A 23,912-nucleotide genomic window follows, 5' to 3' on the forward strand; every position below is an offset into this window, starting at 1 on the left:
GGGCCTGGGCGCGGCTCAGAACAATTCCGGGAAATTGGCGTGGAATGCCCGCACCGCGTCGATATGCGCCTGCGGGTTGGCCAATCCACCGATCGCCGCCTTGTTCCAGCGCTTCTCTTCCTCGACCCAGCGCTCCGGCATTGTGTTGATGGTGATGTGCGTCGCACCGATCCTGCGCCAATCGTCGATCTCGGTGCGGAGCTCTTCCGGCGTCCGATCGATGATCGTCATGGTCGCCTCGATGCCGATCGTGTCGGGATCGCGTCCATAGGAGACTGCCATCTCTCTCATCGCATCGATGCTTCGCTTGCCGAGATCGTCGGCCTGGAAATTCGGCAGCCAGCCGTCACCGAGCTGCGCCGTCCGCCGGATCGCCGCCTTGGAGATGCCGCCGATCCAGATCGGGATCGGACGCTGGATCGGCAACGGGTTGATGCCGCCGTCCTCGATCCGGTGATACTCACCCTCGTAGGTGATCAGATCGGAGGTCCACAGCTTGCGAAGAACGTCGATCTGCTCATCGACACGCTTGCCGCGATTGCCGAAATCCTCGCCGCAGGCTTCGAACTCCTCCGGCTTGACCCCGACGCCGATGCCGAGGCGCAAACGCCCGTTCGACAACACGTCCACTTCCGCTGCCTGCTTGGCGACAAGCGCCGTGCCACGCATCGGGAGCACCAGGATCCCGGTGACGAATTCGATCCGGGTGGTCACCGCGGCGAGATATCCGAAGAGGACAAAGATCTCGTGGAACATGTCCTCCGCGTCATGGACGTATTTCCAGTCCGGCCGGCTTTTCTTGTTGAGTCCGATGATCTGGTCGAAGCTGGTCAGATGCGTGTAGCCGAGGTCGTCTGCAGCTTGCGAGAAATCCCGGATGCTGACCGGATCGAGGCCGATCTCAAACTGCGGGAACAGTGCACCAATCTTCATTTACACGCCTTCCTAGAAGCAGATTCAACGTCTTGCCGGTGTCGTATCACACCTCGGTTTGCGGCCGAAAGAACCATGCTTCCGTGGCCATCGCCTCCGGACGAGGGTCGTGGATGACAGATGACCTTTCTACGCCCATAATTTCTACTCGGAATGGTCGGGTTCGATGATTACTCGTCCCCATGCCGAAGCATCCGACAAGCGAAGGAGCACATCGGGACATGAATCTCTGGCGTCGCCTTTCGAGACTTTGCCTTGCCGCCGCGGCCGGAGCGCTCTTGCCGCTTCAGCCGGCTCTTTCGCAGGATCAGGGCGCCGGCCAATATGCCGGCCAGTGGGGCTGCCGCTACAGCATGGAGCCGTTCAGCAAGAACCCGATCGATACCCACTACTGGGAATTCGGCATCATCCTGCAGCCGGACAGCACCTACGCCATGCAGGGCTTCTACTACAGCCCGTCACTGGGCGTTCAGATCCCCGTCCAGGGTCAGGGCCGCTGGGGCATGACCGCCAACGGTCCGCGCGGCACGGCGATATCGGTATCAGGCCAGCTCCTGCGGCAGGACGCGGGCTGGCAGCCCTTCGAGTTCATGGTCACGCCGGCCGACAACCGTAATCTCTACCTGCAATTCCGGGGCAATACCCACATGACCAACATCAGCTGCCAACGCTGACAGGCAGCCACCGGGCCTGGCCGCCTTGCGCCCCTACCAGGCGATCGACTGGCCACCGAGCGCGGCGATCAGCTTCTCGTCCTGCGAATAGACGTCTGCCCGAAAATTCGGGACACCCTGGTCCACCCAGGCAGTAAAGTAGGTGATGTGAACCGGGAGCGGCTTCTCCAGGCTGACCACCGTCCGCTGGCCGCTGCCGACGACCTGGTTCACCCGTCCAATATCCCACCCTGACAACCCACCGGCGGCGAGCACCGGCGGCGCCAATTCGAGCGGCCGCGACAGGCGCACGCAGCCATGGCTGAAGGCGCGATCGGCACGGCTGAACAGGCTCTTTGACGGCGTATCGTGGAGATAGACGTTGAACTGGTTGGGGAACATGTACTTCACCTGCCCGAGCGCGTTGTTCGGGCCGGGCCGCTGCCGGAGCCGGAACGGGAAGTTGCCCGGTCCGTACTGGTTCCAGTTGATCGACGTCAGGGGATAGACCGTGTCGCCACGCACCGCCTCGAAGCCGGCCGCCGCGCGGGCACCGGGATTCTTGCGCAGCTTCGGCAACTCCTCCTTCAGGGCGATGCTCGACGGCACGTTCCAGTAGGGATTGAACTCGAGGTAGCGGATCTCGTCGCTGAAGACCGGCGTCCGGTGATAGGGCTTGCCGACCACCACCGCCATCTTCTCCTCGACCTTGCCATCGCTGACGCGTGTCAGTTCGAAGCCGGCGATGTTGACCATCACGTATTTCTCGCCGAGCGACTCCGGCATCCAGCGCCAGCGTTCCATTGCGACGATGATTTCCTGGATGCGATCCTCGACAGGCACATTGAGCGCGACGATGGTGCCCCGCCCGACGAGGCCATCGATCTCGAGCCCGTGCCGCGCCTGGAAGCTTCTGACGATCGCAACGAGTTCGTCGTCATAGAGGTCTTCCGCGCCAACCGGTGCCTCGGGCGAAGCGCCGTCGGTCACCGCGAGACGGGCGCGCAGCATCGGCACACGCGGATCGGTCATGCCGGGCTTCAGCGTTTCGCCCATCGGGACCTGCGGCCACCCGCCAGCCTGGCCAAGGGCGCGATAGTCCCCGAGCGCGACGCGCAACTCTTCATATTCCGGGGCGCTCGGCTGCCAGCCGATGAAGAACTGGTCGAGGTTGCGTGCCGACGCCAGTTCCTCAAGCGCCGCCAGTTGATCGATCTCGCGCTTCTGGAGAAAGAAGTTGGGATCGACCTTGCGCGGCAGAAAACGCCCGACCCGGAGATCGGAGGCATATTCGAGGAAGGCCGCGGAAAAATGCAGTTCGATGATCGCACGACCGCGATCGTCGGTGACCGGAATGGCATCGCTGAGGTTGACGAGCTGCTCGGTCGGGTATGCGGCGGGGTCGAGGCCGTCATCGGCGGCCGACCGCATCCATTCAATGAAGGCCGGCGCCCGCTCATGCCCGAGCCACAGCAGTTCGCCGCCCTGGCCGGCATAATAGGCGGCTAGCGCTTCCTGGCGCTGGCGCACCGGCAGCGGCAGGTTCGGCTCGCTGGCCAGCAGGTCGACGATATTGACCCGAACCGTCGCCAGATCCTGGTCGGTCAAGCCGTCGAGGGCAGCGGCCGGCGAAACGCAACACGCAACGGCCAGCGCGAAGAAGACCGCGCGCAAACCACCGAACACCTGGGATGACCTGTTCAAATCGGACTCCGTCATTGTCTTGTCGCCCTAGTGCATCGGCGGCGCGTAGAGGATGCCGCCCTGGGTCCAGAGCGCATTCACGCCACGGCGAATGGCGAGCGGCGTCCCCTCACCCAGGTTTCGTTCGAAGATTTCCCCGTAATTGCCGACGGAGGCGAGAACCACCGCGAGCCAGTCGTCCGCGATTCCGAACTCGGTCGCGGCCGCCTTGCCGAGCGCAACGGCACTGTCCCGATTGGCTGAGTCGCCGACGGCCGCCGCGGTCAACCCATCCTCCTCGGCGTTGATCAGCCCGTAGAGCGTCCACCGCACGAGTTCGTTCCACCCGGCGTCCCCCTCGCGGGTCACCGGACCGAGCGGCTCCTTGGAGATCACCTCCCGCAGGATCACGTGATCGTCGGGCACTTCCAGCAGCGACCGTTCGGCTGCCAGCGCGGAACTGTCGGCCGTGTAGACGTCGCACTCACCGGCGGCATAGGCACGGCGCGCTTCGGTCCGGTCGGTGAACCGTTCGAAGGTCACGTCCATGCCGTTCCTGGCGAAATACGCCGCCGCGTTGTCTTCGGTCGTCGTTCCGCTGACGACGCAGATCCGGGCGCCAAGCAGTTCCAGCGCGCTGGACATTCCATCGAGAGCGTGCGCCAGGAACCCCTGGCCGTCGTAATAGGCGATCCCGGCGAAATCGATGCCGAGGTCGAGGTCGCGCGACATGGTCCATGTGCTGTTGCGCGACAGGAGGTCGATCTTGCTGTCGGTCAGGGCCTTGAACCGGTCCGTGGCGGAAAGCTGGACATAGTCAACCTTGTCGGGGTCGCCGAGCACTGCCGCCGCCACCGCCCGACAGAAGTCGACGTCGAAGCCGTACCAGGCGCCTGCAGCGTCGCGGTCCGAGAAGCCGGGCAGGCCCTCGCTGATGCCGCAGACCAGGGTGCCGCGACTGCGGACATCGTCAAGGGTCGACGCCGATGCCGAGCCAAGAATCCCAAGGCCAAGAAAGGCGGCGAGCGTCGCTCGCAGCAGGCGCATGGGCGCCGGTATCTGGATCACAGGATCTCTCCAACTCTGCTCGTTCATCAACGAATCTGCTCCAGGGAGCCTAGGTCGACACCGCAGCCGAGCCAAGCCCGCCCGGCAACCGCAAGCCTCACGCCAGACGGCGCATGAACCACCGTCGCAGCAGCTTCTCGATCTCCAGAAGCACCAGCAGAAGGATCCCGATGCCGATGACGATCAGTCCGTCGACCATGGCGATCGATCGAGTCCCGAATATGGCCTGCATGAACGGGGCATAGGTGAAGAGGAACTGCCCGACGACGACCCCCGCGACACCAATCAGGACGGCCGGCGTGCCGACGATGCCGCGCAGGGTGATCGAGGTCATGTTCAGGTAGCGGACGCTGAACAGATAGAAGATTTCCATCACCACCAGCGTATTGACCACCAGCGTCCGGGCAGTGGTGAGGTCAAGCCCCCGATCAAGCGCCCAGAAGAACATGCCAAAGGCGCCACCGACGAAAAGCAGCGACACGAGTACCACCCGCCACACGAGGAACGGCGACAGCAGCGCCGCCGACGGCGATCGTGGCGGACGCGTCATCGTTCCCGGTTCCGTCGGCTCGAACGCCAGCGTCAGGCCGAGGGCGACGGCGGTAATCATGTTGATCCACAGGATCTGGACCGGCGTCACCGGCAGCGCCAAGCCCGCGAGGATAGCGGCGATGATGACCAGGGCCTCGCCGATACTGGTCGGCAGGGTCCAGCCGATCACCTTCCTGATATTGTCGTAAACGGTCCGCCCCTCGCGCACCGCGGCGACGATGGACGCGAAGTTGTCGTCGAGCAGCACCATCTCGGCCGCTTCCTTGGCGGCTTCGGTGCCCTGCCTGCCCATCGCCACGCCGACGTCGGCGCGCTTCAGCGCCGGCGCGTCGTTGACGCCGTCTCCGGTCATCGCGACGACCGCGTCGCCGGCCTGGAGCGCCTCGACGATCCTGAGCTTGTGTTCCGGGCTGGTGCGGGCGAACACCGCCGAGTGTTCGGCCAGATCCCGCAGCGCCGCCGGCTCCAGGTCTTCAAGCTGTGCCCCGGTGACGACCCGGTCGTGGTCGAGAAGCCCCAGTTGCCGCCCGATCGCCGAGGCGGTCGCGGCATGGTCGCCGGTGATCATCTTCACCTTGATCCCGGCGGCAAGACACTCCCGCACGGCGTCCTGCGCATCGGCACGCGGCGGGTCGATCATCCCGACGATGCCGAGAAAGACGACGTCGCTCTCAAGGTGATCGGCGGCAAGGTCCTTTGCTGCCGCAGGGGCGGGCTTCATGCCGAAGCCGAGGACCCGTTGGCCTTCCGAAGCCAGCCGATGGATTTCCTCGTGCCAGCGCTGCCGATCGATCGGCTCCGACCCGCCGCGACCGCGTTGCCGCGTGCACATGGCGAGAAGACGCTCTGGCGCGCCCTTGATATGGACGACGGCCGCCCCGGCCTGATCGGTGTGCAGCGTCGCCATGTAGCGGTGCCGGGAATCGAAGGGGATCTCGTCGACACGGTGGAAGCGCTCACGGTCTTCGCCGCGCCCGGCTTTCATTGCCAGCGAAATAAGGGCGCCCTCCATCGGGTCGCCCTCGACGAGCCATCCGGCGTCCGTCGACCGCAGCCTCGCATCGTTGCAGAGGATGGCGGCCAGGGCGATGTCGCCGAGAACAGTGCCCTCCGCGATCTCGATCCTTGCGCCGGCGACTTCGAAGTCGCCGGCGGGCTCGTAGCCGACTCCGGTCACCTCCGCCCTGTCGTCCGCGGTCACCACCGAGCGCACGGTCATCTCGTTGCGGGTCAGCGTCCCGGTCTTGTCCGAACAGATCACCGAGACCGCGCCCAGCGTTTCGACCGCCGGCAGCCGTCGGACGATCGCGTTGCGTCGCGCCATGCGCTGGACGCCGATCGCCAGGGTGATCGTCATCACGGCCGGCAGCCCCTCGGGGATCGCGGCGACGACCAGCCCGACCATCGCCATCAGCGCATCGGCGACCGAATAGCCGCGGGCCAGCACGGCAAAGGCGAAACCAATCACCGCAACGCCAAGAATGGCGGCGGTGAGTTGCTTGGCAAACCGGTCCATGAGACGGACAAGCGGGGTGGTCAACGTCTCGACGGTGCCAAGCAGCGTGCTGATCGCCCCGAGTTCGGTCTCGACACCGGTGGCGACGACGACGCCTGCACCCTGCCCGGCGACGACTAGCGTGCCGGAATAGGCCATCGAGCGCCGGTCGCCGAGGACGGCCGATGCGTCGACAGCCTCGACGCCCTTGTCGACAGGGACCGATTCCCCGGTCAGCACTGCCTCCTCGATCCGCAGGTTGCGGGCCTTGACTAGCCGCAGGTCGGCCGGAGTCCGATCGCCGGCTTCCAGCAATACGATGTCGCCAGGCACGACGGTGTCGGCGTCCACCGTTACCCGGTGCCCGTCCCGCATCACGGTCGCCCCCGGCATGATCATCGCCCGGATGGCATCGAGCGCCCGTTCCGCCCTGCCCTCCTGGATGAAGCCGATGACGGCGTTGGCGATGACCACGGCGAGGATGACGGCCGCGTCGACCAGCTCGCCCAGGAAGGCTGCGACGATCGCGGATGCGAGAAGGACGTAGATCAGCACGTTTGCGAACTGGCTGAAGAACCGGACGAGCGCGCTGCGTCCGCGCGTTTCCGGCAGCCGATTGGGCCCGTAGACCTCAAGGCGCTCGGCAGCTTCGGCGGTAGTCAGGCCGAGATGCCGCGATGCCAGTTCCGCGGAGACATCGTCGGCCGACATCGCATGCCAGTCACGCCGCGGCGGCGTTGGACCTTTGCCATTCACCATGGCGCGCCTATCTAGGTGCGAGGGCCTCGTCTGATGAGAATCGGGAATTGCGATCTCTCCTCGTCAGGTTGCACTACCAGTCGGGTCTGCCACTCACCATGCCCGCGCCAGTTTCGCGATCCGGGCTACCACGCGTCTCACCGAAAGAATTAGACCGAAGTCAATGAACCGGATCGGGCCTTTGCATGAAATCGAACCGCCGCATTTCCGCAAGGTCATGGGGCGTTTCGCCACCGGGGTCACGGTAATCACCGCGACGACGGGCGGCGAATCCCACGGCATGACGGCCAACGCCTTCATGTCGGGGTCGCTCGACCCGCCCCTTTGCGTCGTCTCGGTGGCCAGGCGCGCCCATATGCACGCCTATCTCCTCGAAGCGAAGCGGTTCGCGGTCAACATCCTGGCCGAGGGACAGGCCGATCATGCCACCCATTTCGCCGGCAAGCTGGTCCCCGGTCTCGAACCCCGTTTCGTCGACATCGACGGCATCCCGACACTTGGCGACGCATCGGCGCGGATCACCGCCGAACTGGCGGCCAGCCACGACTGCGGCGACCATACGCTGTTCATCGGCCACATCACGTCCATGGACGCCGACGAGCGGCGACCATTGCTGTATTTCGACGGTCATTATAGAGCCATGCAGGAGACCTGCGGGGCAGAAACCCCGCTTCCCGAATTCTGGTGAGTGGCATGGCTGAACGCTTCAACGTCTTCGATCTCTTCCGCCTCGATGGCGACGCCGCCATGGTCACCGGCGCCGGCTCCGGCATCGGTCGGATCGCCGCGACCACGCTCGCCAGCGCCGGAGCAAAGGTCGCGGTTACCGACATCGACGGCGAAGCCGCCGAGGTCGTCGCCGAGGAGATCCGGCAAGCCGGCGGAGAAGCGACTGCCTTCACCCTCGACGTCGCCGACGAGACGGCGATCGTCGCGGTGGTCGACAAGGCCCATGCCGCCTTCGGCCGCATCGACATCCTCGTCAACAATGCCGGCATGACCCGCCGCATCCCGACCGAGGACTTTCCCTCCGAAACCTGGCACGAAATCCTCGCGGTCAACCTCACCTCAGCCTTCGTCGCCTCGCGCGAGGTCGGGCGCCACATGCTGGCGGCGGGCGAAGGCCGCATCGTCAACGTCTCCTCGATCATGGGCATGTCGGGCGGCGGCCTGTTTCCCAGTATCGGTTACTATTCGACCAAGGGCGCCCTGGTGAATTTCACCCGCGGCCTTGCCGGCGAATGGGGCGCGCGCGGCGTCCGCGTCAACGCCATCGCCCCGACCTTCGTTCGCACAAAGCTGACGGAAAACCTCCGCGGAAACCGTGAGATGGTTGAAAAGATCGAGAACCGGACCCCGATGGGCCGCTTCGCCGAACCGGAGGAGATCGCCGGCGGCATTCTCTACCTGTGCAGCCGCGCCTCGAGCATGGTCACCGGCCACGTCCTCGCCATCGATGGCGGCTGGCTGGCCGTCTGAGTTCAGGGCGAGACGCCGATGCCCCTCGAATTCGCGTATCAGCCGTCGCCCCAGCGGATCGTCTTTGGCTCCGGCAAGCTGGACCAGGTCGCGGCCGAAGCCGAGCGGCTGGGGATCACGCGGGCGATGGTCCTCTCGACACCGGGGAAAACCAGCCTCGCCGAAGATGTCGCCGGCCACCTTGGCGACCGGTGCGCCGCGATCCTCCCCACCGCGCGCATGCATACGCCGGTCGAGGTCACGGACGAGGCGATGACCACCGTCGAGGCCGAGCGGATCGACGGTCTCGTAGCGATCGGCGGCGGGTCGACCACCGGGCTCGGCAAGGCAATTGCCTACCGCACCGACCTGCCTCAACTCGTCCTGCCGACGACCTATTCCGGCTCCGAACTGACCGATATTCTCGGCCAGACCGAGGACGGCGAAAAGACGACCATTCGCGATGCCCGGGTCCTGCCTGAAACCGTCATCTACGACGTGGGGCTGACGCTCTCCCTGCCGGTCGCGGTCTCCGTCACCTCCGCGATGAACGCCATGGCCCATGCGGTGGAGGGGCTCTACGCGCCGAACAGCAATCCGATCCTCGCCCTGATGGCCGAGGAAGGGATCCGCGCTCTGGGCGTCGCCATTCCCGGCATCGTCAGGGCCGGCGCCGACGAAGCCGCGCGCGGTCAGGCGCTGTATGGCGCCTGGCTTTGCGGGACCGTGCTCGGCGGTACGTCGATGGCGTTGCACCACAAGCTCTGCCACGTCCTTGGCGGCAGCTTCGGCCTCCCCCATGCCGAGACCCACACCGTCATCCTGCCACACGCCGCCGCCTACAATGCCGCGACGGCGCCGGATGCCATGGCCGCCGTTGCCCGGGCGCTTGGTGCCGACGATGCCCCGACCGCCCTGTTCGACCTGGCGAAGAATGCCGGTGCACCGATGGCGCTTCGCGACATCGGCATGCCGGAAGACGGCCTCGACCGCGCCGCCGAGATCGCGACTGCCAATCCCTATCCGAATCCGCGTCCGCTCGCGCGCGACGCGATCCGCAAGCTCCTCGACGACGCCTGGCACGGAAGACTGCCCGCCGCTTGAGGCGTGGTCAGCGCCCCGCCACTTCCCCCTCGCCGCCGAAATACCCGCTCCATGCAAACCAGTAGGCGATGTGGCCGGGAAGACGCGCGAGCGATCGTCCATCCGGCCCGACCAGCGCGTCTTCCGTGACCTTCCATCGCGAACCGTCCTGCATCACGACCGCGGGATCGCCCCCCTTCTCGAAGGTCATTCCGTCCGACCGATAGGCGCGCACCGTGCGGCTCGCCGCGTCGCCGATCAGTACGAGGTCAACCACGCCTGCGCTGTCGTTGATCACGGCGCCGCCGGCGAAGAGGTCGAGCGGCCAGGCTTTCTCGACCGGCGCGGCGCGCAGCGCGAAGACATAGTCCTTCTGCTTCAGCTCGGACTGGTCGACCCGCGTCGGAAACATCAGGTCCGGGCTGGCGAAGTAGCTGGTGTAGGCGGCCCCCGGCGCATAATCGCGCGCAAAACCGGTGTCGATGTCGATCACCCGGGTTTCCGGGTTGTCGCGCCGCCAGTCCGCCCAGCGCGCAATGACCACCGGCCGGGTCTTCAATTCGATGCCGGAGCCGGTCAGCGGCCCAACCACCGGGCGACCGGTGAACTGGTTCCACAGCGAATGGGTTTCGGTGTCGTACATCAGCTTGTTGGACCGGTAGAGAAAGCCGGACGACCCGAAAACGAGTTCGCGCTCGAAGCGATCGAGCTTCGTCTCGAACAGGATGCCCGAGCCGCAAAGCGTGCAATAGGCGAGCGCGACGGGGACGCCACCGACCGTGTCGTTGAACATCTCGTGCCAGTCGAGAATGCGCAGCGGATAGGCCCGGGCATCGCCGTTGATCGACACGCCGAAGACCAGGTCCTCGTCGTTGAGCCAGCCCGCCGCGTCAGACGCGATCAGCCTCGGATGGTTCAGCGCCGGGATCCCGTCCTTGATGACCCCGCCCCAGACGATTTCCTCGATGCGGATCTCGTGCTTCTTGTCGGCCCCGAGAAACAGCTGGAAGTTCGCGTCGATCTGGCTATGCGCCCAGGCATGCAGCAGGTCGAAGCCCTCGAACGGTTCGATCTCGGGATGCGCCTCCTGCCACAACATCCAGTCGGACCAGGATTGCGGCGCTGTCTCAGCGGTGATGTCCCGCAATACGTCCGGGAAACGATCGTCCCGGACAAACCGCATGGAGAGGATCAGCGCGGCGGCCGACGATGGTCCCAGATCACCGAAATAGGCGAGCGCCGCGTCCCGCGCGTCTTCGTCGCCGGTGAAAAGGGCGACCCCCTGGCGGACCTCCTCGCGCTGCTCCTCGGCCACTGCCGAGAGTGGCGCGAGCGCAGATGTCAGGAGGAGAACAAGGAATAGGACGACCGCGCGCATGTCACTCTCCGTTGCCGGGATACCGAGAGAAACTGCGCGTCCTGCGCGATCACGGTCCACAAAAGTCTGCGTGAGCCGGAGCCGGAATCCCTAGCCGAATTCATTTCACCTTTAAGCGAATGCCGGGCGGCCGGTTCATCGTTGGTTTGCCGCGTGCCGAAGACGCCCGCAACTTCCGCGGCGTCTGCCGGCTTGGTTCTCCACAACGGCCGCGTCACCCGGCGGCGGCCAGAAGCACAAGAGGAGACCATCATGAAGAGGCATCATTTTCTCACAGCCACCGCATCGATCGCCCTGCTGCTGTCGGCGTCCGCTCTTCCCGTTAGCGCTGACGGCATCAACGCCAACGCCAACATCGGCGGCGTCAAGGCCAACGTTTCCGTCGGCGGCAGCGGCGGTGGCGCCAAGGCCAGCGTCAGCGGGGGTGGCGGCGGTGGCAACAACGGTGGTGGCGGCGGCGGCAACAGCAGCGGCGGCGGCGGTGGTGGCGTCAATGCGAACGCCTCCATCGGCGGCGGCAGCGGCGTCAATGCCAATGTCGGCATTGGTGGCGGCAGCGGCGCCAATGCAGACGTCGGCATCGGCGGTGGCAATGGCGCCAATGCCAGCCTCGGCATAGGCGGTGGCAACGGCGCAAATGCCGATGTCGGTATCGGCGGCGGCGATGGCGTCGATGCCGAGGTCGGCATAGGCGGTGGCGACGGTGGCTCCGGCAACGGGTCCGGCGGTGGCACCACCATCTTTGGCAACAGCAAGGCTGGTGGCGGTGTCAGCGGAAACGGCGGCGGCAGCACCATCATCGCGCCGACTGCCGTTCAGGCCGCGATCGCCGACATGTCGTCGGGTGAGCGGGCCGCGATGAAACGCAAGTGCGCCAGCATCCTCGGCAGCCCGAATGCCTATGAGGACAGCATCGTCATCCTCTGCCAGGTGCTGCGCAAGCTCTAGCCGCTGCGACCATCTGGAAATGCGAGCGCCGCCGTCCCTCCCACGGCGGCGTTTCGCCGTCCGGCGTCAGCCCAGCTTTGGCGAAGGGCGCCCCAGCGACAGGCACGCCGCCTTCAGGGTATTTGCCATCAGCAGGGCGATGGTCATCGGCCCGACACCGCCTGGAACCGGGGTAATGGCCGACGCCACCGCCGCGGCTTCGGCAAAGGCGACATCGCCGACCAGCCGGGTCTTGCCCTCCCCTTTTTCCGGCGCGGGAATGCGGTTGACCCCGACATCGATGACCGTGGCGCCGGGCTTGATCCAGTCTCCGCGCACCATCTCCTGCCGTCCGACCGCCGCGACAACAATATCGGCGCGCCGCACCACAGCAGGAAGATCGCGGGTCCGCGAATGGGCGATGGTCACCGTGCAATTCTCGTTGAGCAGCAACTGGGCGACCGGCTTGCCGACCAGATTGGACCGACCGACCACCACGGCCTCGAGCCCGCCGAGATCGTCGCCAAGCGTATCGCGGAGGAGGATCATGCAGCCTGCCGGCGTACAGGGAACCATTGCCTCGCCGGCGCCGCTGGCCAGCCGCCCTACATTGATCGGGTGAAATCCGTCGACGTCTTTCTCCGGGCGGATCGCCTCGATGACCCGGTTCTTGTCGATCTGCGCCGGCAGCGGCAGCTGGACGAGAATTCCATGGATCGCCGGGTCGTCGTTGAGCTCGCCGACCAGCCGCAGCATCGCCTCTTCGCTCGTATCGGCCGGCAGGGTGTGCTGGACGGAAACGAAGCCGAGCTCGTCCGCCTTGCGACCCTTGGCGCCAACATAGACCTGGCTCGCCGGATCGTCGCCGACCAGCACCACCGCCAGACCGGGCACGACGCCCGTCTCATCCGTCAACCGGCGCGTCTCGAAAGCGATGCGCTCGATGACCCTGGCCGATACGGCCCGCCCGTCGATGGTCGCGGCAATGCCGCTAGCGGAAGACGACGGTGCGTTCGCCATTGATCAGGACCCTGTGTTCAAGATGGAATTTGATCGCCCGCGCCAGCACGGCCGCCTCGATGTCGCCGCCGATCGCCAGGAACTCTTCGGGCGACATCGAATGATCGACCCGCCCGACATCCTGCTCGATGATCGGGCCGGCATCGAGCACTGGCGTCACGTAATGCGCGGTCGCGCCGATAAGCTTGACGCCCCGGGCATGCGCCTGGTGATAGGGCTTTGCTCCGACGAAGCTCGGCAGGAACGAGTGATGGATGTTGATGGCGCGCCCGGCCAGTTCGCTGGCGAATCCCTCGGAGAGGATCTGCATGTAGCGGGCCAGCACCACCAGGTCGATGCGCTCGGCCGCGATCAGCGCGGACAGCCGGGCTTCCTGCTCGGCCTTGGTATCGCGTGTCACCGGCAGGTGCAGGTAGTCGACGCCTTCGGCCTCGACACGCCGCCGCATCGTCTCATGGTTCGAGGCCACGGCGACGAGTTCCATCGGCAGGTGACCGATCGAATTGCGGTAAAGCAGGTCGTTGAGGCAGTGACCGAACTTCGACACCAGGATCAGCACGCGCGGCTTCACCGCCAGGTCATGGACCTGCCAATCGAAACCGTAACCGGTGGCGACCGGCTCGAAGCCGCTCGAAAAGGCCTCGGCGGTGAAATGCTCCGGGGCCGAGAACGACACGCGCATGAAGAAGCGCTCGGTCTCCGGATCGCCGTATTGGGCGCTTTCGACGATATTGCAGCCCTGCGACGCGATGCTGTTGGCGACCGCGGCGACGATGCCGCGCCGGTCGTGGCAGGAAAGCGTCAGGACAAACCGCGCGGCTTTTGCGGGCATGGTTCGATTGCTCGGTCGGAGAGACGGTCAGGGCGAAAACCACTACCGCCGTCGCGGGCTACGGGCAACCGATTGGATTGGCGCCGCGCCGATTTGCCCCGAACCGGCCTGAGAAGCGCAATATGCCAAGGCCGCGCGGTCAGGCTCAAAATTCCTGCGAAACAGGCTGAAATGCTATAGCCCCGTATCAAACGAATCTTCGAGAACCCGACCCATGGCAGATATCGACCAGACCAACGCCAAGAAGCTCGCCTTGCTTATCGACGCGGATAACGTGCGCGCCACCTTCCTGCCGATCATCATTCGCGAGGCTTCGGCCATCGGCACCATCGTCGTCCGGCGGGTCTACGGCCATTTCGCCAGCGCCTCGATGGCGTCGTGGCAAAAGCTCCTGCACGAATACGCCCTCACCCCGGTCCACGTGCCGCCGGCGTCGCGCGGCAAGAACGCCTCCGACATGCGTCTCGCCATCGAGGCGATGGACCTGCTTCACCAGAAGCACCTGCAGGGCATCTGCATCGCCTCCAGCGACAGCGATTTCACGTCGCTTGCCAGCCGCATCCGTGAGGACGGGCTGGAGGTCATCGGCTTCGGTGAGAAGAAGACGACCGCCCCTTACGTCGCCGCCTGCGACCGCTTCTTCTATTGCGACCTCCTGCTGGACCAGGAGAAGGAAGAGAAGACGCCCAAACCGGAACGGACCCGCAAGGCGGCCAAGCCGGCAAGGCCGACACTGCCGACCGACGAGATCTTCGACGCCCTCGAGGATGCTTCCGGCGATGACGGATGGGCGCGGTTGGGCACGGTCGGCCAGGTGCTGATCAAGCGCATGCCCGATTTCGACCCGCGCAACTACGGCTACAAGAAGCTGAGCGATCTCTTCGCCGACCTGAAGAGCGTCGAATCCCGGCGACTCGAATCCACCAACGGCTCCGCCCTCATGGTCCGGCGCAAGCCGACCGCGAAACCCCGGTCTGCCTGACGCGGGATCGACCGCGTCAGGGACGGCGACGACGCGTTGGAAATCCGGCGGCGCCGTGCTACCCCGACGCCGCGACCGCGGGAGGGATCATGGCAGCCAGGCCGAAGGCACGGAAACGGAAGGCGATCGCCTTCATCGCCGCCGACACCAGCGAGGCGAAGGCGGCGCGCGACCGGCTGATCGCTCGCTATGGCGGCGTGACGCCAGGCAAGGCGGATATTGTCGTGGCGCTCGGCGGCGACGGCTTCATGCTGCAGACCCTCCATCGGTTCATGAATACCGGCACGCCGATCTACGGAATGAACTGCGGCTCGGTCGGCTTCCTGATGAACGAGTTCCGGGCGACCGGTCTGCGCGGCCGCCTCGACACCGCGCTCAGCAGCGTCGTTCGCCCGCTGGCCATGGTCGCGACCGACCGCAACGGCAAGGAACACACCGCCTTCGCGATCAACGAGGTATCGCTGCTCCGCCAGTCCTACCAGGCCGCGAAGTTGCGCATCGCCATCGACGGCAAGGTGCGGATGGAGGAACTCATCTGCGACGGCATCCTCGTCGCCACGCCCGCCGGCAGCACCGCCTATAACCTCTCGGCCCATGGCCCGATCCTGCCGATCTATGCGCCGTTGCTGGCGATCACGCCGATCAGCGCGTTCCGCCCGCGAACCTGGCGTGGCGCCCTCGTGCCGGACCGGGTCGAGATCAGGATCGAGATGCTCGAAGCGAAGAAGCGCCCGGTCAACGTCGTCGCCGACAATGTCGAGTTCAAGTCGGTCGTCGACGTCACCATCAAGCAGGAGCTCAAGGCGCAGAGTGTCATCATGTTCGACCCGGACCATTCCTGGGACGAACGAATTCTCTCCGAGCAGTTTCGCTACTAGGGCAGGCTCGCGTCAGGCCGCGCTGGCGATCCGACCGTAATCGCGCGCGGCGACACGCGCCTGATCGGCGGCGAACCGTCTCAGCATCGCCGTCAGCTCGTTGACCTCGCCGTCGGTGATATCCCGGTAGCGCGACAACACCGTCTCGACCATGTGCAGCGTGAAGCGATAGCGATCGCGCGGACCGCCCCGTTCGGCGATTTCGCGGCAGGTCTCGATCGCCGTGGCGAAGGCCTCGAACGCCATCGGCGGCAATCCCGCCTTGTCATAGAGCGCGCGAAAGCCCTGGTTCCGTCCGGCGCGGATGAGACTTGCCACCCGCGCCTCGGGAACATGGGAGAGGACCGACAACGCCGTCTCGAACACGGCGACATTTCCGGCGCAGACTGCGCGTAACAGCAGCGCCGTCGTCAATTGGCCGGTCACCCGCAGATGCTCGACCAGCGGCACCAGTTCGTCGGTTTCCGTCTCGGCGGCGAGCGCCACGGTTGCCCGGTCGCAGGCCTCGCGCGTCAGCGTGCGCGCCCGATCCTCGCTCACCCAGGCCTTGCCGACGACCATCTCGCCGAGCGCGCAGCTCAGCCGCTGGATCAGGAGTTGCCGGACATCGGGCGGCAGGCCCGGTCGTTGAAGCAGCGCTTCCCGGATCTCCGCATCGTCACCGAAGCGTTCCGCCATCCGCCGCAGGCTGATCCGCGCGATCATGGCGCCGTCGTTATGAACGAGCGTCAGGCATGTATCCCGCTCCCCGACCTCAGCGATGGCCGCCGACACGGCGCTGGACAGCCGCGGTCGGCTGGCGACGGCGGTCTGGAGTGCCGGTTCGGCGCCGGCCGCGATATCGACAAGTTCGGCATCGACGAAGACCGGTGACCGCGACAGCACCAGCGCGCCGATCTCGGTCGCGTCGGTTGCCAGCGCCAGCATGATATGGCGCGGCGCCTCAAGCCCGGCGGCAAGCGACCTGGCGAGCGCAAGACGGACCTCGGCCGATGGGTCGTCGAGGACGATCGTCATCGCCGCTTCCATCTCGCTCAGCGTCTCATCGTCGATATCGGAAAAGAGATAGGCACGGCCCAGCGACGCCACGGCTTCGGCTCGCCGGGGTGTCGGCGCCGTTTCCATCCAATGGAGAAATTGCTGAACGATCATTTGCGTCTCTCAGACTGCAGCCCACATGCTGCGCCAAACAGATTAACGATCGGTTCACCATAGGATTGGCAGGATTCCGGCCCTCACGGGTCCGCGCGCAGGCGCAAGAAGACGCCAGCCGGGCGCTGGTCACGTCGAATCGAAACCGCTTCGGGAGAGCAGGCCTAGCCGGCGCCAGGCGTCGGTTGCCAGTAATCGACGATGTCGGCGAGATCTGGCCGCGGCCGGTCGGCGGGCGGCACTGTCGGCGTGCCGACATGGACGAAGCCGACGAACTTCTCGCCCTCGCGCAGACCGAGAATCCGCCCGGCCTCCGCGTCATAGGAGATCCATTCGGTCACCCAGTGCGCGGCGAAGCCGAGGGCATGGGCGGCCATCACGGCCAGCATCGCCGCATTGCCGGCCGACAGGAGTTGCTCGAATTCCGGAATCTTTGGATGCGGCGCGGCGCGACTGACAACGCCGATCACCAGCGGCGCCCGCGCCAGGCGGCCCCGCTCCTCCTCGATGCGCTTGGCATCGGCCTCGGGATTCCGACGCTGGTAGAGCACCGCCAGTGCCTCGCCGGCCGCAAGCCGCGCCTCGCCCTGAAACACGATGAAGCGCCACGGCGCGAGCTTGCCGTGGTCCGGCACGCGCGAGGCAATGGTCAGGATGTCGTCGAGTTGCACCTGATCCGGCCCGGGCGCCCCGAGGAACGGCGCGGTGATCGACCGGCGGGTTTTCAGAAGTTCGAGTGCGTCCATGGATCCAGTTCGCCGGAGGGTGTGGTCGCCCGGCCGGCACAGCACCGGCCGGGCATTGGTGAGGTCAGGTCTTGGCCAGGGCCTGGTCGAGGTCGGCGATGATGTCGGCGACATCCTCGATACCCACCGACAGGCGGATCATCTCCGGTCCGGCGCCGGCGGCCTTGCGCTGCTCTTCGGTGAGCTGGCTGTGGGTCGTCGACCATGGATGGATGATCAGGCTCCGCGTGTCGCCGAGGTTGGCCAGATGCGAGAACAATTCGACCTCGGCGACAACCTTGACGCCCGCCTCCGCACCGCCCTCGACACCGAAGGTCAGCACCGCGCCGGCACCCTTCGGGCAGTACTTCTGGGCAAGCTTGTTGTAGCGATCGCCCGCCAGTCCGGCATAGCTCACCCAGGTCACCTTGGGATGAGCGGCGAGGTATTCGGCCACCGCCTTGGCGTTGTCCGAATGCCTCTGCATGCGCAGCGGCAGCGTCTCGGAACCGGTCAGGATGAGGAACGAGTTGAACGGCGAGATCGCCGGGCCAAGGTCGCGAAGGCCGAGCACGCGACAGGCGATGGCGAAGGCGAAGTTGCCGAAGGTCTCGCCGAGCACCATGCCGTTATATTCCGGCCGCGGTTGCGACAGCATCGGATAGCGGTCGGACGCCATCCAGTTGAACTTGCCGCCATCGACGATCATGCCGCCGATCGAATTGCCGTGGCCGCCGATGAACTTCGTCATCGAATGCAGAACGATGTCTGCCCCGTGGTCCAGCGGCTTGCAGAGGTATGGCGTCGCCAGGGTGTTATCGACGATCAGCGGCACGCCGGCCCGCTTGGCGACGGCGGCAATCGCCTCGATGTCGGTAACGACACCGCCGGGATTGGCGATCGACTCGATGAAGATCGCCTTGGTCTTCGGCGACACGGCGCGCTCGAAGCTTTCGACATCGTCGATGTCGGCCCATTTGACGTTCCAGCCGAAGCTCTTGAACGAATGGTTGAACTGGTTGATCGACCCGCCATAGAGCTGGCGAGCGGCGATGAATTCGTCGCCCGGCGACATCATCGCATGCAGCGTGACAAGCTGGGCGGCATGGCCCGAAGCCACGGCGAGACCGGCCGTGCCGCCTTCAAGGGCGGCCATGCGCTCCTCGATCACGCCGCTGGTCGGGCTCATGATCCGCGTATAGATGTTGCCGAAAGCCTGCAGGCCAAACAGCGACGCGGCGTGTTCCGCGTCATTAAAGACATAGCCGGTCGTCTGATAGATCGGGGTGATCCGGGCGCCGGTGGTCGGGTCAGGCTGGGCGCCTGCGTGAACCGCCAGAGTGGCAAATCCAGGAACGCGGTCTTCACTCATTGTCGTTTCCCTCCGTCAACGGGCACTCATGGCCCTTGCAATGGCGGCATATCCGTACCGGGGAACCGGAAGAAAACCAAACCCTCAAAGGTCGTCGGATCGACGCAACGGGAAATTTCCTTCTCATCGCGTCGGATGACCGAAGCTATTCCTTCCCCGGGATCCGCATCCGCTGAAAGGTCGAGGGGGCTTGTCGTGCCCGCGAGCTGAGCCGGCGGGAGTTCACCCCGAACCACCCGATCTCCCCGCAAAGCCGGCCGAACTCGATTTTCGGACAGCGGTTCATGATCACCGTCAGGCCGGCCGCTTCCGCCTTGGCCGCCGCGACGTCGTTGCGGACGCCGAGTTGCATCCAGATCACCCTCGGTCGGGGATCGAGCGCGAGCGCCTCGTCAACAATGCCGTCGGCCGCATCGGACCGCCGGAAGATGTCGATCATGTCAATCGGCTCCGGAATGTCGGCGAGGCTGGCATAGACCTTCTGGCCAAGCAGATCCTTGCCGGCCTGGCCGGGATTGACCGGAATGACCCGAAACCCCTGACCCAGCAGGTATTTCATCACCAGATGGGCCGGCCGCGCCGTGTTCGGCGTCGCCCCCACCATGGCGATCGTCTTGACGGATCGCAGGATCGAGGAAATCAGGTCGTCGGGATAGTCGAGGTCGCGGGGTTGAGCGGTCATTGAAACTAACTGGGCGGGCAACCCCGCGTCCGCAAGAGCGCAATCAAATGTCTGGCCGCCGGGTATAGTCGATTGAGGATCGCTTATGCGGTATCTTTTTACCGCATAAACATCAAACTGAAATGATTGCGCTTTTCGCCGATGAAACTCCTTGACGTGCTGCCCTGCGGCGACTAGAAGCTGCCCCGGACACGCGCCGCCGGCGCGACATTTCTCTTTGCACGGATACGATCCATGAAGACCTTTTCCGCCAAGCCCGCGGAAGTCGAGAAGAAATGGGTGATTATCGACGCCGAGAACGCCGTTGTCGGCCGCCTCGCCGCGATTGTCGCCCGCAGGCTTCGGGGCAAGCACCTGCCGATCTTCACGCCTCACGTCGATTGCGGCGATAACGTCATCATCATCAATGCTGACCGCATCGTCCTGACCGGGCGCAAGCGCCAGGACAAGACCTACTACTGGCACACCGGCCACATCGGCGGCATCAAGCAGCGCACGGCCCGGCAGATCCTCGAGGGCAAGTTCCCCGAGCGCGTCGTCGAGAAGGCTGTCCAGCGGATGATGCCGGAAGGCCCCCTCGCCCGCCGTCAACTGAAGAATCTCCGCGTTTATGCGGGCTCCGAACATCCGCATGAAGCCCAGCAGCCGGAGAAGATCGACATCAGCGCGATGAGCGCCAAGAACGTAAGGACAGCCTGATCATGGCAGCCGACCTCCAGTCCCTCCAGGACCTCGCGCCCCAGGAAGAGCCGGCAGCCCCGGTTCATGTCCAGAAGCTCGACGGCCTCGGCCGCGCCTACGCCACCGGCAAGCGCAAGGACGCGGTCGCCCGCGTCTGGCTGACGCCCGGCGCCGGCCGCATCATCGTCAACAACAAGGACTTCACCGAATTCTTTGCCCGGCCGGTCCTCCAGATGATCGTCCAGCAGCCGATCGTGCATGCTGAGCGCAGCGGCCAGTTCGACGTCAAGGCGACCGTTTCCGGCGGCGGCCTGTCCGGCCAGGCCGGCGCGCTCCGCCACGGCATCTCCAAGGCGCTCACCTACTACGAGCCGGAGCTGCGCGGAGTCCTCAAGAAGGGCGGCTTCCTGACCCGCGACTCGCGTACCGTCGAGCGAAAGAAGTACGGCAAGGCCAAGGCCCGCCGGTCGTTCCAGTTCTCCAAGCGCTGATATTCCCGCGCAGGATCGGAACCAGGGGGCGGGCCAGCCGGCGCGCCCCCTTTTTCTATTGTCGCTTCGCTATTCGGCAGCGGATTCCCCGCCACCATGACCACAACGCCAAGGATCAGGGAATTGCTTGGGCTGCGCGCCATCGGCGCGCGGCAGCGGCGCGCCGAGCGCAAGCTCGACTTCATTGGCATCGGCGCCCAGAAGACCGGCACCACGACGCTCCACCAGTTGCTCGACCTGCATCCGCAGATCGAGATGTATCGGCGCAAGGAGCTTCACTGGTTCGAGAAGGATCGCCAATTCGGCGACGACCACAGGCCGAAGGCCGGCACCTATGACGACCTGCACCGTCACTTCTATTTCGACCGCCAGATCACCGGCGAGATCACGCCGGTCTATATCTACTGGCGTCACGCGGTCGAAAGGATCCACGCCTATAATCCGGATATCCGGATCTTCGTCCTGCTGCGGAGCCCGGTGAAACGGGCCTATTCGCAATGGGGACACTACGTTCGCAAGAGCCGGCGGCCGAAGTTCCGCAACCTCAACATCGGCCCGTTCCAGAAGCGCGTCCGGCGTGAGATCGAAGCGATGCAGCGCAATCCGGATTACCAGAATGTGCGCCGCTCGCAGATTGGAAGGAGCCTCTACGCCAACCAGATTCGGCGGGTGAAGGCGTTGTTTCCGCCGGAGCATCTCCTGTTCGTCAAGTCGGAGGATTTCTTCGCCGACCAGCTCGGCGTCACCGACGACGTCTGCCGCTTCCTCGGCGTCGCGCCATTGTCGGATTTCGGCCACCCGGCGCCGGTTCACGACAATGTCGGGGTGGTGCCGCCGATCGGCATCGACGACTGGAACGCGGCTTATGAGTATCTTGCCGCGGATATCGACGCGGTCGAGCAGGAACTCGGCTGGGACTGCTCCGACTGGCGGCGGCCGCCTGCGCCGAAGAGCGACGACAAGCAGAATGCGTGAATGAGGAAGCCATGAGCGACCCCACGACTCCACGGCCGACCGACAACGCCTTTCTCGGCGAGATCCTGGGCGGCAGCCACGAACCGACCTATGGCGGCGCGCTGTCCTTCATGCGGCGGCGCTATTCGCGCGCCCTCGACGGCATTGATGCGGTTGTCTGGGGTATCCCCTTCGACACGGCGACGTCCAACCGCCCCGGCTGCCGGTTCGGCCCGCAGGCGATCCGGCGCGCCTCGGCGATCTTCGACGGCGATCCGCAACATCCCTTCGGCTTCGATCCGTTCGAGACTCTGAGCACCGTCGACTACGGCGATTGCAGCTTCGATTACGGCCGCCCGGCCGAAATCCCCGCGGCGATCGAAGCGCAGGCCAGGGCGATCCTCGACAGCGGCGCCCAGTTGATCACGCTCGGCGGCGATCATTTCGTCACCTACCCAATGCTTAAGGCCCACGCCGCCCGGCACGGCCGGCTGGCGCTCATCCAGTTCGACGCCCACCAGGACACCTGGCCGGATGACGGCGGCCGCGTCGACCACGGCACCTTCGTCGGCCGCGCCGTCCGCGAGGGTCTGATCGACCCGTCGCGCTCGATCCAGATCGGCATCCGCACCGTCGCGCCGGAGGATTGCGGCATCGAGATCGTCACCCCGGAGACACTCGACCGGGTCGGTGTCGCGGGCGTCCTCGACATGATCCGCGAGCGGGTCGGTGAATGCCCCTCCTATTGCACCTTCGATATCGATTGCCTCGACCCGGCCTTCGCGCCAGGCACCGGAACCCCGGTCGCCGGCGGGTTGTCGAGCCGCGAGGCGCTGGCGCTCCTGCGCGGTCTCGGGCCGGCGAGCATCGACATTGTCGGCGCCGACGTCGTCGAGGTTGCACCGCCTTACGACCACGCCGATATCACGGCGATTGCCGGCGCGACGGTCGCCATGATCTACCTCGGCCTGCTGGCGGAACGGCGACGAAGCTGAGCGACAGGACAACACCGCTCAAGCTTCCGATCCAAGGAGAATAGTCATGTCAAAGGATATCAGAATCGGCGTGCTCGGCGCCTCGGGCTACACCGGCGCCGACCTCGTCAGGCTCGCCCTCGCCCATCCGTCGATGCAGATCGCCACGCTGACCGCCAACAGCCAGGCCGGAAAGCGCATGGCCGAGGTTTTTCCGCAATTCGGCTTCGTCGACCTGCCGGACCTGATAACGACCGAGGAGGCCGACTGGTCGCTGGTCGACGCGGTCTTCTGCGGACTGCCCCACGGCACGACCCAGGAAATCGCCAGGACCGTCCTCGCCGATCATCCCGGCATCAAGTTCATCGACATGTCGGCGGACTTCCGGCTGCGCGATCCGGAGGTCTACAAGACCTGGTACGGCCATGACCATCTGGCGATGGACCTGCAGGCCGAGGCGGTCTACGGGCTCACCGAGCATTACCGGACCGCCATCCGCGATGCGCGGCTCGTCGCTTGCCCCGGCTGCTATCCGACCGCGACGCTCCTGTCGCTCCTGCCGCTCGTCGCCGCCGGCCTGATCGATCCGTCGGAAATCGTCGTCGACGCCAAGTCCGGTGTCACGGGTGCGGGCCGCAGCCTCAAGCAGAACATCCTGTTCAGCGAGGCCGGCGAAGGCCTGTCGCCCTACGCGGTCGGCAAGCATCGGCACGCACCGGAGATCGAGCAGGAAATCTCCAAGGTCGCCGGCACCGACGTCATCGTTTCCTTCACGCCGCACCTCATCCCGATGAGCCGGGGCGAGCTCTGCACGTCCTACCTGAGGATGACCGGCGCGACGGTCGATGACCTGCGCGCCGCCTTTGTCGACGCCTATCGCGACGAACCCTTCGTCCATGTCGCGCCGGAGGGCGTCCTGCCGCAGACCCAGAACGTCCGCGGGTCGAACTATTGCCAGATCGGCGTCGTCGCCGACCGGGTGCCCGGCCGCGCCATCGTCATCTCGGTGATTGACAACCTGGTGAAGGGGTCCGCCGGCCAGGCCGTACAGAATTTCAACCTGATGTACGATCTCGACGAGACCACCGGCCTGACCCAGCAGGCGCTCTTCCCCTGACGACCAGGAACTGATTGGCTTTCTGCTTCAATATGTTGAAGCAGAAAGTGGAATCGATCTCGC

23 protein-coding genes are annotated in these 23,912 nt (G+C 65.5%); 12 read left to right on the forward strand and 11 right to left on the reverse strand.

Features of this window, described 5'->3' with window-relative positions; translation table 11 throughout:
* Positions 1–15: 15 nt before the first annotated feature.
* Positions 16–933, reverse strand: a complete 918-nt coding sequence (locus BLT60_RS07050) for an LLM class F420-dependent oxidoreductase (RefSeq protein ID WP_090875678.1) — start codon at positions 931–933, stop codon at positions 16–18.
* A 221-nt stretch (positions 934–1,154) separates the two neighbouring features.
* On the opposite strand from BLT60_RS07050, the gene BLT60_RS07055 reads away from it, so the two are divergent.
* Complete coding sequence (locus BLT60_RS07055; RefSeq protein WP_090875679.1) at positions 1,155–1,607, forward strand: hypothetical protein; 453 nt, start codon at positions 1,155–1,157, stop codon at positions 1,605–1,607.
* A gap of 33 nt (positions 1,608–1,640) precedes the next feature.
* On the opposite strand, the gene BLT60_RS07060 is transcribed toward BLT60_RS07055, so the two are convergent.
* From BLT60_RS07060 to BLT60_RS07070, 3 genes are all read right to left on the reverse strand, one after another.
* A complete protein-coding gene (locus BLT60_RS07060) occupies positions 1,641–3,290 on the reverse strand; it encodes a L,D-transpeptidase family protein (protein ID WP_175478322.1) in 1,650 nt (549 codons plus the stop codon).
* Positions 3,291–3,317: 27 nt separating this feature from the next.
* On the reverse strand, positions 3,318–4,316 hold the full coding sequence (locus BLT60_RS07065; protein WP_090875681.1) for an amino acid ABC transporter substrate-binding protein: 999 nt from the start codon (positions 4,314–4,316) through the stop codon (positions 3,318–3,320).
* Positions 4,317–4,434: 118 nt separating this feature from the next.
* The gene (locus BLT60_RS07070; RefSeq protein WP_244521165.1) at positions 4,435–7,143 is read right to left on the reverse strand and encodes a cation-transporting P-type ATPase; all 2,709 of its coding nucleotides are present in this window, start codon (positions 7,141–7,143) and stop codon (positions 4,435–4,437) included.
* A 181-nt stretch (positions 7,144–7,324) separates the two neighbouring features.
* Between BLT60_RS07070 and BLT60_RS07075 the strand changes: the two genes are divergently transcribed.
* Genes BLT60_RS07075 through BLT60_RS07085 form a run of 3 tightly spaced genes read left to right on the forward strand, consistent with a single transcriptional unit; the run spans position 7,325 to position 9,705 of the window.
* Positions 7,325–7,831, forward strand: coding sequence for a flavin reductase family protein (locus BLT60_RS07075; RefSeq protein ID WP_210185552.1), 507 nt, complete (start codon positions 7,325–7,327; stop codon positions 7,829–7,831).
* 5 nt (positions 7,832–7,836) lie between these two features.
* A complete protein-coding gene (locus BLT60_RS07080) occupies positions 7,837–8,622 on the forward strand; it encodes an SDR family NAD(P)-dependent oxidoreductase (protein ID WP_090875683.1) in 786 nt (261 codons plus the stop codon).
* 18 nt (positions 8,623–8,640) lie between these two features.
* Positions 8,641–9,705 carry a maleylacetate reductase gene (locus BLT60_RS07085; protein WP_090875684.1) on the forward strand — a complete coding sequence of 355 codons (1,065 nt, stop codon included), beginning with the start codon at positions 8,641–8,643 and terminating at the stop codon, positions 9,703–9,705.
* Between the two features lie 7 nt (positions 9,706–9,712).
* Here the strand turns inward: BLT60_RS07085 and BLT60_RS07090 are convergent, their stop codons facing one another.
* A complete protein-coding gene (locus BLT60_RS07090; RefSeq protein ID WP_090875685.1) occupies positions 9,713–11,062 on the reverse strand; it encodes a DUF3179 domain-containing protein in 1,350 nt (449 codons plus the stop codon).
* Between the two features lie 252 nt (positions 11,063–11,314).
* On the opposite strand from BLT60_RS07090, the gene BLT60_RS07095 reads away from it, so the two are divergent.
* A complete protein-coding gene (locus tag BLT60_RS07095; protein WP_139167769.1) occupies positions 11,315–12,010 on the forward strand; it encodes a hypothetical protein in 696 nt (231 codons plus the stop codon).
* A 66-nt stretch (positions 12,011–12,076) separates the two neighbouring features.
* Here BLT60_RS07095 and folD read toward each other — a convergent pair whose 3' ends face one another.
* Together folD and purU are read right to left on the reverse strand one after the other, a co-directional pair.
* Positions 12,077–13,009 (reverse strand): bifunctional methylenetetrahydrofolate dehydrogenase/methenyltetrahydrofolate cyclohydrolase FolD, encoded by a 933-nt coding sequence (gene folD, locus BLT60_RS07100; RefSeq protein WP_090875687.1) that lies wholly within the window; start codon positions 13,007–13,009, stop codon positions 12,077–12,079.
* A complete protein-coding gene (gene purU, locus BLT60_RS07105) occupies positions 12,981–13,841 on the reverse strand; it encodes a formyltetrahydrofolate deformylase (protein WP_090875688.1) in 861 nt (286 codons plus the stop codon). Before purU ends, folD begins: the two co-directional genes overlap by 29 nt.
* Before the next feature lie 214 nt (positions 13,842–14,055).
* Between purU and BLT60_RS07110 the strand changes: the two genes are divergently transcribed.
* Together BLT60_RS07110 and BLT60_RS07115 are read left to right on the forward strand one after the other, a co-directional pair.
* On the forward strand, positions 14,056–14,823 hold the full coding sequence (locus BLT60_RS07110) for an NYN domain-containing protein (protein WP_090875689.1): 768 nt from the start codon (positions 14,056–14,058) through the stop codon (positions 14,821–14,823).
* Positions 14,824–14,912: 89 nt separating this feature from the next.
* Positions 14,913–15,701: an NAD kinase gene (locus BLT60_RS07115; RefSeq protein WP_090875690.1), complete on the forward strand. Its 789-nt coding sequence runs from the start codon at positions 14,913–14,915 to the stop codon at positions 15,699–15,701.
* Positions 15,702–15,713: 12 nt separating this feature from the next.
* Here BLT60_RS07115 and BLT60_RS07120 read toward each other — a convergent pair whose 3' ends face one another.
* The 4 genes from BLT60_RS07120 to BLT60_RS07135 form a co-directional block, all read right to left on the reverse strand.
* A complete protein-coding gene (locus BLT60_RS07120) occupies positions 15,714–16,853 on the reverse strand; it encodes a DUF2336 domain-containing protein (RefSeq protein WP_090875691.1) in 1,140 nt (379 codons plus the stop codon).
* Between the two features lie 164 nt (positions 16,854–17,017).
* Positions 17,018–17,599 carry a nitroreductase family protein gene (locus BLT60_RS07125; protein ID WP_090875692.1) on the reverse strand — a complete coding sequence of 194 codons (582 nt, stop codon included), beginning with the start codon at positions 17,597–17,599 and terminating at the stop codon, positions 17,018–17,020.
* A 64-nt stretch (positions 17,600–17,663) separates the two neighbouring features.
* Positions 17,664–18,950, reverse strand: a complete 1,287-nt coding sequence (locus BLT60_RS07130) for an O-acetylhomoserine aminocarboxypropyltransferase (RefSeq protein WP_090875693.1) — start codon at positions 18,948–18,950, stop codon at positions 17,664–17,666.
* 145 nt (positions 18,951–19,095) lie between these two features.
* A complete protein-coding gene (locus BLT60_RS07135; RefSeq protein ID WP_090875694.1) occupies positions 19,096–19,632 on the reverse strand; it encodes a CoA-binding protein in 537 nt (178 codons plus the stop codon).
* A 234-nt stretch (positions 19,633–19,866) separates the two neighbouring features.
* Here BLT60_RS07135 and rplM point away from each other — a divergent pair, with 234 nt between their 5' ends.
* The 5 genes from rplM (at position 19,867) to argC (ending at position 23,849) form a co-directional block, all read left to right on the forward strand.
* The gene (gene rplM / locus BLT60_RS07140; RefSeq protein WP_090875695.1) at positions 19,867–20,331 is read left to right on the forward strand and encodes a 50S ribosomal protein L13; all 465 of its coding nucleotides are present in this window, start codon (positions 19,867–19,869) and stop codon (positions 20,329–20,331) included.
* Positions 20,332–20,333: 2 nt separating this feature from the next.
* Complete coding sequence (rpsI, locus tag BLT60_RS07145) at positions 20,334–20,804, forward strand: 30S ribosomal protein S9 (protein ID WP_090875696.1); 471 nt, start codon at positions 20,334–20,336, stop codon at positions 20,802–20,804.
* A 96-nt stretch (positions 20,805–20,900) separates the two neighbouring features.
* A complete protein-coding gene (locus BLT60_RS07150; protein WP_090875697.1) occupies positions 20,901–21,779 on the forward strand; it encodes a sulfotransferase family protein in 879 nt (292 codons plus the stop codon).
* 11 nt (positions 21,780–21,790) lie between these two features.
* Complete coding sequence (gene speB, locus BLT60_RS07155; RefSeq protein ID WP_090875698.1) at positions 21,791–22,753, forward strand: agmatinase; 963 nt, start codon at positions 21,791–21,793, stop codon at positions 22,751–22,753.
* A gap of 46 nt (positions 22,754–22,799) precedes the next feature.
* Positions 22,800–23,849: an N-acetyl-gamma-glutamyl-phosphate reductase gene (gene argC / locus BLT60_RS07160; RefSeq protein WP_090875699.1), complete on the forward strand. Its 1,050-nt coding sequence runs from the start codon at positions 22,800–22,802 to the stop codon at positions 23,847–23,849.
* Positions 23,850–23,912: the final 63 nt, after the last annotated feature.

It is taken from the genome of Bauldia litoralis, assembly GCF_900104485.1.
Taxonomy (GTDB): Bacteria; Pseudomonadota; Alphaproteobacteria; order Rhizobiales; family Kaistiaceae; genus Bauldia; species Bauldia litoralis.

Bases quoted from the DNA above. Each gene is read 5' to 3' on its own strand.
- BLT60_RS07050 (WP_090875678.1), bottom strand. From the start codon at position 933: ATGAAGATTGGTGCACTGTTCCCGCAGTTTGAGATCGGCCTCGATCCG.
- BLT60_RS07055 (WP_090875679.1), top strand. From the start codon at position 1,155: ATGAATCTCTGGCGTCGCCTTTCGAGACTTTGCCTTGCCGCCGCGGCC.
- BLT60_RS07065 (WP_090875681.1), bottom strand. From the start codon at position 4,316: ATGCGCCTGCTGCGAGCGACGCTCGCCGCCTTTCTTGGCCTTGGGATT.
- BLT60_RS07070 (WP_244521165.1), bottom strand. From the start codon at position 7,143: ATGGTGAATGGCAAAGGTCCAACGCCGCCGCGGCGTGACTGGCATGCG.
- BLT60_RS07080 (WP_090875683.1), top strand. From the start codon at position 7,837: ATGGCTGAACGCTTCAACGTCTTCGATCTCTTCCGCCTCGATGGCGAC.
- BLT60_RS07085 (WP_090875684.1), top strand. From the start codon at position 8,641: ATGCCCCTCGAATTCGCGTATCAGCCGTCGCCCCAGCGGATCGTCTTT.
- BLT60_RS07090 (WP_090875685.1), bottom strand. From the start codon at position 11,062: ATGCGCGCGGTCGTCCTATTCCTTGTTCTCCTCCTGACATCTGCGCTC.
- BLT60_RS07095 (WP_139167769.1), top strand. From the start codon at position 11,315: ATGAAGAGGCATCATTTTCTCACAGCCACCGCATCGATCGCCCTGCTG.
- folD (WP_090875687.1), bottom strand. From the start codon at position 13,009: ATGGCGAACGCACCGTCGTCTTCCGCTAGCGGCATTGCCGCGACCATC.
- purU (WP_090875688.1), bottom strand. From the start codon at position 13,841: ATGCCCGCAAAAGCCGCGCGGTTTGTCCTGACGCTTTCCTGCCACGAC.
- BLT60_RS07110 (WP_090875689.1), top strand. From the start codon at position 14,056: ATGGCAGATATCGACCAGACCAACGCCAAGAAGCTCGCCTTGCTTATC.
- BLT60_RS07115 (WP_090875690.1), top strand. From the start codon at position 14,913: ATGGCAGCCAGGCCGAAGGCACGGAAACGGAAGGCGATCGCCTTCATC.
- BLT60_RS07120 (WP_090875691.1), bottom strand. From the start codon at position 16,853: ATGATCGTTCAGCAATTTCTCCATTGGATGGAAACGGCGCCGACACCC.
- BLT60_RS07125 (WP_090875692.1), bottom strand. From the start codon at position 17,599: ATGGACGCACTCGAACTTCTGAAAACCCGCCGGTCGATCACCGCGCCG.
- BLT60_RS07130 (WP_090875693.1), bottom strand. From the start codon at position 18,950: ATGAGTGAAGACCGCGTTCCTGGATTTGCCACTCTGGCGGTTCACGCA.
- BLT60_RS07135 (WP_090875694.1), bottom strand. From the start codon at position 19,632: ATGACCGCTCAACCCCGCGACCTCGACTATCCCGACGACCTGATTTCC.
- rplM (WP_090875695.1), top strand. From the start codon at position 19,867: ATGAAGACCTTTTCCGCCAAGCCCGCGGAAGTCGAGAAGAAATGGGTG.
- rpsI (WP_090875696.1), top strand. From the start codon at position 20,334: ATGGCAGCCGACCTCCAGTCCCTCCAGGACCTCGCGCCCCAGGAAGAG.
- BLT60_RS07150 (WP_090875697.1), top strand. From the start codon at position 20,901: ATGACCACAACGCCAAGGATCAGGGAATTGCTTGGGCTGCGCGCCATC.
- speB (WP_090875698.1), top strand. From the start codon at position 21,791: ATGAGCGACCCCACGACTCCACGGCCGACCGACAACGCCTTTCTCGGC.
- argC (WP_090875699.1), top strand. From the start codon at position 22,800: ATGTCAAAGGATATCAGAATCGGCGTGCTCGGCGCCTCGGGCTACACC.